The organism is Flavobacterium sp., assembly GCF_028712645.1.
In the GTDB taxonomy this organism is placed as follows: domain Bacteria; phylum Bacteroidota; class Bacteroidia; order Flavobacteriales; family Flavobacteriaceae; genus Flavobacterium.
Genome location: NZ_JAQTPQ010000193.1, coordinates 1 through 6864, shown reverse-complemented (window position 1 = coordinate 6864; position 6864 = coordinate 1). Strand labels below are relative to the sequence as shown.

General features: G+C 31.2%; 8 protein-coding genes and 1 pseudogene. 2 read left to right on the top strand and 7 right to left on the bottom strand.

Features of this window, described 5'->3' with window-relative positions:
- The 5 genes from coaBC to PHC28_RS13645 form a co-directional block, all read right to left on the bottom strand.
- Positions 1-1036: bifunctional phosphopantothenoylcysteine decarboxylase/phosphopantothenate--cysteine ligase CoaBC (gene coaBC / locus PHC28_RS13665; RefSeq protein ID WP_300101649.1), on the bottom strand; the 1036-nt coding region annotated here is incomplete at its 3' end.
- 8 nt (positions 1037-1044) lie between these two features.
- On the bottom strand, positions 1045-1362 hold the full coding sequence (locus PHC28_RS13660) for a DNA-directed RNA polymerase subunit omega (protein WP_300101646.1): 318 nt from the start codon (positions 1360-1362) through the stop codon (positions 1045-1047).
- A 7-nt stretch (positions 1363-1369) separates the two neighbouring features.
- On the bottom strand, positions 1370-2164 hold the full coding sequence (locus tag PHC28_RS13655) for an outer membrane protein assembly factor BamD (protein WP_300101643.1): 795 nt from the start codon (positions 2162-2164) through the stop codon (positions 1370-1372).
- Positions 2165-2297: 133 nt separating this feature from the next.
- A complete protein-coding gene (gene dapA / locus PHC28_RS13650) occupies positions 2298-3185 on the bottom strand; it encodes a 4-hydroxy-tetrahydrodipicolinate synthase (protein ID WP_300101640.1) in 888 nt (295 codons plus the stop codon).
- A 7-nt stretch (positions 3186-3192) separates the two neighbouring features.
- Positions 3193-3633: a hypothetical protein gene (locus PHC28_RS13645; RefSeq protein ID WP_367278037.1), complete on the bottom strand. Its 441-nt coding sequence runs from the start codon at positions 3631-3633 to the stop codon at positions 3193-3195.
- 125 nt (positions 3634-3758) lie between these two features.
- Between PHC28_RS13645 and PHC28_RS13640 the strand changes: the two genes are divergently transcribed.
- Positions 3759-4559 carry a 5'-nucleotidase C-terminal domain-containing protein gene (locus PHC28_RS13640; protein WP_300101633.1) on the top strand — a complete coding sequence of 267 codons (801 nt, stop codon included), beginning with the start codon at positions 3759-3761 and terminating at the stop codon, positions 4557-4559.
- A 25-nt stretch (positions 4560-4584) separates the two neighbouring features.
- Positions 4585-5499 carry a bifunctional UDP-sugar hydrolase/5'-nucleotidase gene (locus PHC28_RS13635; RefSeq protein WP_300101630.1) on the top strand — a complete coding sequence of 305 codons (915 nt, stop codon included), beginning with the start codon at positions 4585-4587 and terminating at the stop codon, positions 5497-5499.
- Positions 5500-5575: 76 nt separating this feature from the next.
- Here the strand turns inward: PHC28_RS13635 and PHC28_RS13630 are convergent, their stop codons facing one another.
- Both PHC28_RS13630 and PHC28_RS13625 read right to left on the bottom strand, forming a co-directional pair.
- Entirely contained in the window at positions 5576-6058 is a 483-nt protein-coding gene (locus tag PHC28_RS13630; protein WP_300101627.1) for a hypothetical protein, read from the bottom strand.
- A gap of 233 nt (positions 6059-6291) precedes the next feature.
- Positions 6292-6864: pseudogene (locus PHC28_RS13625) on the bottom strand (helix-hairpin-helix domain-containing protein); the annotation flags it as partial.

Sequence of the window (6864 nt, the reverse complement as noted above, 5' to 3'; positions counted from 1 at the left end):
TTTTTTTCTGAATTTTCAACTTTGCATTTTCAATTTCATTCTCAGTTTCTAATGCGAATCCAATTAAAAACTGATTTTTTTTGATTTCGCCCAATGAAGCCAATATATCATTTGTTTTTTCGAGCTTAATAGTAAAATCATCTGCAGCTTTTTTAATTTTCTGCAAGGCTACATTTTTCGGTCTATAATCAGCAACTGCAGCCGCAGCAATCATTACATCTACATTTTCAAAATACTGATGACAGGAATCGTACATTTCCTGAGCAGAAACAACACGAATGACTTTTACCAAATTATTTTCAATAGTTAAATGAGAAGGTCCTGAAACCAATATCACCGAAGCACCTAAATTTGCAGCACTTTGTGCTAAATCAAAACCCATTTTCCCCGAAGAATGATTTCCTATAAAACGCACAGGATCTATTGCTTCGTATGTTGGACCGGCAGTAATTAGTATTTTTTTTCCTTTTAAAGGCAATCGGCTTTCTAAATCGGCTTCAAGAAAAGCCACAATATGTTCTGGTTCAGACATTCTTCCTTCACCAGATAAACCACTTGCTAATTCGCCACTTTCGGCAGGAATCATTGTGTTTCCAAATAATTTCAACTTATGAAAACTCTCCAATGTAGAGGGATGAATATACATATCCAAATCCATTGCTGGAGCAAAATAAACGGGACATTTTGCTGATAAATAAGTTGCTATTAAAAGATTGTCGCAGGCACCATTTGCCATTTTTGACAAGGTATTTGCTGTTGCAGGTGCAATAACCATCAAATCTGCCCAAAGACCTAATTCGACGTGACTATTCCATTTTTCGTTTTCTTCGCTTTCGTCATAAAAACTAGAATAAACGGGATTTTTTGATAAGGTGGATAACGTAAGAGGCGTTATAAAATCCTTAGAAGCAGGTGTCATTATCACTTGGACATGTGCACCTGCTTTTATGAAAAGTCGAACTAATGTAGCAGTTTTATAGGCTGCAATTCCACCAGAAATCCCCAGTAAAATCTTTTTCCCGTTTAAAACTGACATTATCAATATTATTTATTTCCTTCTCTGTGGTAGATTTTACCATCTAACCATTCTTGAACTGCCAAAGCGTGTGGTTTAGGCAATTTTTCGTAGAATTTTGAAACCTCAATTTGTTCTTTATTTTCAAAAACTTCTTCAAGACTATCATTATAAGTTGCAAATTCTTCTAATTTTTCAGTCAATTCTTTTTTGATTTCAGAATTGATTTGATTTGCTCTTTTGGCCATAATTGTTATAGCTTCATACACATTACCAGTTGGCTCTTCAATAATATTTTTATTGTAAGTTATTGTGTTTACTGGAGCATTCGTCTTTCTTAAATCCATCGCTTATTTATTTAGTGAAATTTTGTAAATCTTTTTCAATTCGCGCAGACATTTCGTCGGCTGTTTTTTTATATTTTGTATCTACTTTAAACTTAATCAAGTTAGAATATGCCATTTTTGCAACATTCAATCTTTCCTCCATTTTTGACGGAATACTATTGATTGCTAGTTGATAAGCTGAATCTAATTTATAATATAAAGCATCTTCCTTGAATGGTGTTCCAGGATAATCTGCAACAAAATTGTCAAGCGACACTATTGCTGATTTATAATCCAAAATTGTATTGTATCCTTTGGCATTTTCAAAAACTTTTTTCTCTATTTTTTCATTCAAATCTTTTAGCATTTTATTAGCCTCAGGCAAATAGGCTGAACTTGAATAAACATCTATAAAAGATTGCAATTTGTCTATAGCTTTAAATGTATCCGTTTGATCTAAACTATAAATTGGCGAAAGCATAGAAAAACTTTTAGCACCTAAAAAGGCAGCTTCCTCAATTTTTTCACTTTTTGGATAACCAGAAACGAAACTTTCAAATTGATAGGCAGCTAAATAATATTGTTTAGTTTTATAATAGGATTGTGCATACATATAAAACAATTTTTCAGCCTGTGGTTTCCCTCTATAAGCTGGTGCAATTTGTTCAAAAAGGCGAATGGCTTTCGAATAGTTTCCTGCATCATATAATTTAGTTGACATTTCAAACTTTACACCAACATCTTCATTTTTCAATGCTTTTTGGTATTCGCTGCAAGAGCCAAAAACAATAACGACAAGTAATAGAGAAATTATTTTTTTCATTTTATTTTTTTACTTTTTTTGATTTATAAGTTGTTTTCAGCTAACATAAATCATACCGAAGTTTCGGTGGCAAATTTAGTTATTAATTTAGCTACTACAAAATATATTTTTGCTTAATAAAAAGAGCCGTTTTTTATGACAATTTATTGATTGATTCTACGAATTGGTTTATTCTACTAGTTAGTGACTCGTCCGTTTTAACCAATGGTAAACGAACTGTGTTTTCAGCTATTCCTAGTGATTGAAAGACTTGTTTGATTCCAGCAGGATTTCCTTGCTCGAAAATCATATCGATGCAATCCATAAAAACATAATGAATTTTATTAGCCTCATTGATTTTTCCGTTTAGTCCTAAGCGAATCATTTCGGAAAATTCTTTTGGAAAACTCTGACCAATAACTGTAATTACACCTGCACCACCAGCTAAAACCATTGGCAAAGCAATCATATCATCTCCCGAAATTACCAAAAAATCTTTTGGTTTATCTTTAATCAATCTCAAGGCTTGAATCATATCGCCTGCTGCTTCTTTGACACCAACGATATTCTTAAAATCGTAAGCTAAACGCAAAACTGTTGACGGTTGCATATTGACACCCGTTCTACTTGGAACGTTATATAAAATTACTGGAACTGGACTAGCTTCGGCAATAGCTTTGAAATGTTGATAAATTCCTTCTTGTGTTGGTTTGTTATAATAAGGAGACACTGATAATATAGCAGCAAATTCTGAAAAATCTCTTGTTTTCAATTCTTCAACAAGTTTTGCAGTATTGTTTCCTCCTAGTCCAAGAACTAATGGTAGTCTTCCTTTGTTAGTTTCTACAACAGTTTTTATGACAAATTCCATTTCTTCCTTAGACAAAGCTGCATTTTCTGCAGTTGTTCCCAATATAACAAGATACTCTACTCCACCATCAATTGAAAAATTCACAATTCTTATTAATGCCTCTGTGTCTATTGAAAAGTCTGCTTTAAAAGGCGTTACAAGCGCAACACCAGTCCCTATTAATGATTGCATAATGAGTTTATATTTTGTTTAATATTTTTAAATACCTAATTAATTCGTGAACAAAAACTTTGTAATTCTCAGCATTGGTATTAATCATTAAGTGGTTTAATCTTTTATCAATTGATGAAAAACCTACTTTAAATTGTGCTTTCGAATTGTGTGTAATAGTCAATAAAATTGCTTTCTCGACATCGTAATAACTAATTAATAAATCAAATTCTTCTTTGATGAAATCTTTGACTGCTGGGTTTGTAATTTCAGCTTTCCAATTAAGATGTCTAATACTAAATGTTGGTTGTGAATAAACCTCATTTTTCTTTAGTTTGTCTCTGTAAACAATGATTTTTATGTTACTTTCTTGAATTCCGTTAGCTACTAATTCTTTTATCAAGTCTTCTTTTTCAAAAAAATAACTCTCATCTACAAGTAAACCAACGGTTTGAATAGAAGTAGCCAATGAACTCCCCTTTACATTGTGCAACCTATTTTTTAATAATTTAATTAAAAAAAAATCCTTTATATAATTCAAAAACATATTACTTTTACGAGATTACAAATTTAATTAATTAAGTTGCATTACAAATGGCAAATCTAAAAAAGTATAATGGTGTTTTAAAACTTTTTGTTATATTCTTAACACTTTTTTTTATTGTTTCTTGCGGTAAACAAAATTATTATGTTTCTAAAATAGAAGGGAAACGAATACCAATTACCGAAAAAGAAAATCAAGTTATCAATCAGAGCGAACAGGCAAATGAAATAGAAAACTACATTAAACCTTACCGAGAACACATCAACAAAGATTTAGATAGTGTTCTAGCCTATTGTCCAGTTACATTAGACAAAAGCAATGGCAAATGGCAAACTACCATTGGTAATTTAATGGCAGACGTAACTTTAAAACAAGGAAATTTAGTTTTTCAAGCTCGAGAAAAAAAGAATATCGATTTATGCTTGCTTAATAATGGCGGTATCCGTTCCATTCTTCCAAAAGGAAATGTTACTTCTAGAACAGCTTTTGAAATTATGCCCTTTGAAAACAGCCTTGTGGTTATCGCATTAAAGGGAGAACAAATTTTTGAATTGGTCGACTATTTTATTGCTACTAAAAAACCACATCCATTATCAGGAATTACATTTACCATCAGCAAGGATAATACTGTCAAAAACATTTTAGTTCAAGGAAAACCAGTCGAAAAAGAAAACCTATATTATGTTGCCACCAATGATTATTTAGCCAATGGTGGTGATAATATGAATTTCTTTAAAAAAGGAATTCAAAAATTTGATTTGAACTATAAACTACGAAATGTACTAATTGATTATTTCAAAGAAGTAGATACAATTCCTGTAATAAATGATGTTAGAGTAAGCTTTGAATAGCCCATTTTAAAAAAGCAATAGAGAAATGAAAAGAAGAGATTTTATTGAAAAAACTGCTGCAAGTACAGCGATGTTAGGCTTGGGGTTGTCGTTGAGCAGCTTTAAATCTTCAGATAGTAAACATATTACAATACTACATACTAACGACGTTCACAGTCACATTGACCCTTTCCCGATGGACGATCCTCGAAATCCAAATATGGGTGGAGTTGCCAGAAGAGCTTCATTAATTGAATCAATTCGTCAGGAAAATCCAAATGTTTTGCTGCTTGACGCTGGCGATATTTTTCAAGGAACTCCATACTTTAATTATTATGGTGGTGAACTGGAATTCAAATTGATGAGTATGATGAAATATGATTTATCAACAATAGGCAATCACGATTTTGACAATGGCGTTGACGGTTTAACTGCCCAAATGCCTCATGCAACTTTTGAGTTTGTTTCGGCAAACTACGATTTCAAAAACACTTCAATGGCTGGTTTTGTAAAACCTTATAAAATTTTCAATAAAAACGGAATAAAAGTAGGTGTATTTGGACTCGGGATAGAACTCGAAGGTCTCGTTGACAAACAAATGTATAAAGAAACTGTTTATAATGACCCATTAGAATCAGCTCAGGATATGGTGCGAATTCTAAAAAAAGAGAACAAATGTGACTTAGTAATTTGCCTTTCACATCTTGGATACAAATACGGAAAAGAGGATTTAAATAAAATATCTGACCTAAAACTTGCCGAACAAACCAAAGACATTGACCTAATTATTGGCGGGCATACTCATACTTTTCTAGACAAACCAACTATTGTAAAAAACTTGGAAGGAAAAGAAGTTTTGGTAAACCAAGTAGGTTGCTATGGAATCAACCTTGGCCGAATTGATTTTTATTTAGACAATAACAAAGCAAAATTATCTGTTGGAAAATCTATTATAGTTTAATATTTATTTTTGATTACAAATTTGTAAAAAGTAAGAAAATAACTAACATTAAATATAATTGCTAGTGGTTCAAAAATCATACTCTCTTTTGTTCTTCATCTAAAATTAAAAATTTGTAAAAAGTATAATGGGAAGCAACATATATAATAACTGTTATAGGTTGAAAAATTGCATTTGAAAAATAGAATTTTTGAACAATAAATAGAAAATTTTGAGTCACGCATATTAATGTACTTATGAGCAACAAAGAATTCCTCTTGTTATCATTTAAAATATAATTTGACAAAGAAATACCACCCAAAAACGATACTAAAAAAACGTTGATTAAAGCTGGATAAAAACTCACTCCAAGTTGATCTTCTGTAATACTCAACAAGTACAAAAACACACATAAAAAAGGGATTGTGGCGATAATAAGTGGAAATAAATTATTATGGTCGATAATCCTGTACAAAACTACAATGGTCAAAAACCTAAAAATCATAAAGGTTAGCAAACCATAAAACATACTTTCTGGTATCGTTCCAAAAAATAAAACACTAGAAATAAATGCGAACAAAAGGGCAAATAGATAAATAATATTTTTTTCCTTTGAAGAGAAAAAATACAATGTTATTAAAATCGAAATTAGTAGCGGTTTGGCGAAATATATTGAGAATTGAGATTTTACTATTTCACTTATTAATAAAATTAAGGCCGTAGTAAAAAAACTGATTTTTAAATATATTACTTTTTTATCTCTTTTCAATCTTTCCATAAATTGGATTTACACAAAATATTTACAACTAAAATTTAATTTGTTTTTATCAATTCCATAAAATCCATTTCTGAAATAATTGGAATACTAAGCTTTACAGCTTTCTCTAATTTTGCGGGTCCCATATTTGCTCCAGCAACAACATAATCTGTTTTTGCCGATATGGAACTCCCCACTTTCCCTCCATTATCTTCTATTACTTTCTTTAAATCATCTCTCGAAAATTGTTCAAAAACACCTGAAACCACTAAAGTTTTTCCACTTAGTTTCTCCGTTGCATTTGGATTTACTTTTTCAAAGATCTCAAATTGAACACCGTATCTTTTTAATCTTTCTATGATAATTCTATTTTCTTGGTTTTCAAAAAAATCAAGAACACTTTTCGCGATGCGCTCTCCTATTTCATCTACTAAAACCAAATCCATCAAACTGGCTTGACTCAAGGCGTCAATACTTTTGTAATGTTTTGCCAATTTTTTCGCTACCGTTTCGCCTACAAATCGAATCACGATTGCATATAAAACGCGTTCAAAAGTAATATTTTTTGAATTTCCAACACCGTTTACCAAATTTTCTGCCGATTTTTAAGCCATTCTTTCCAAAGGTAA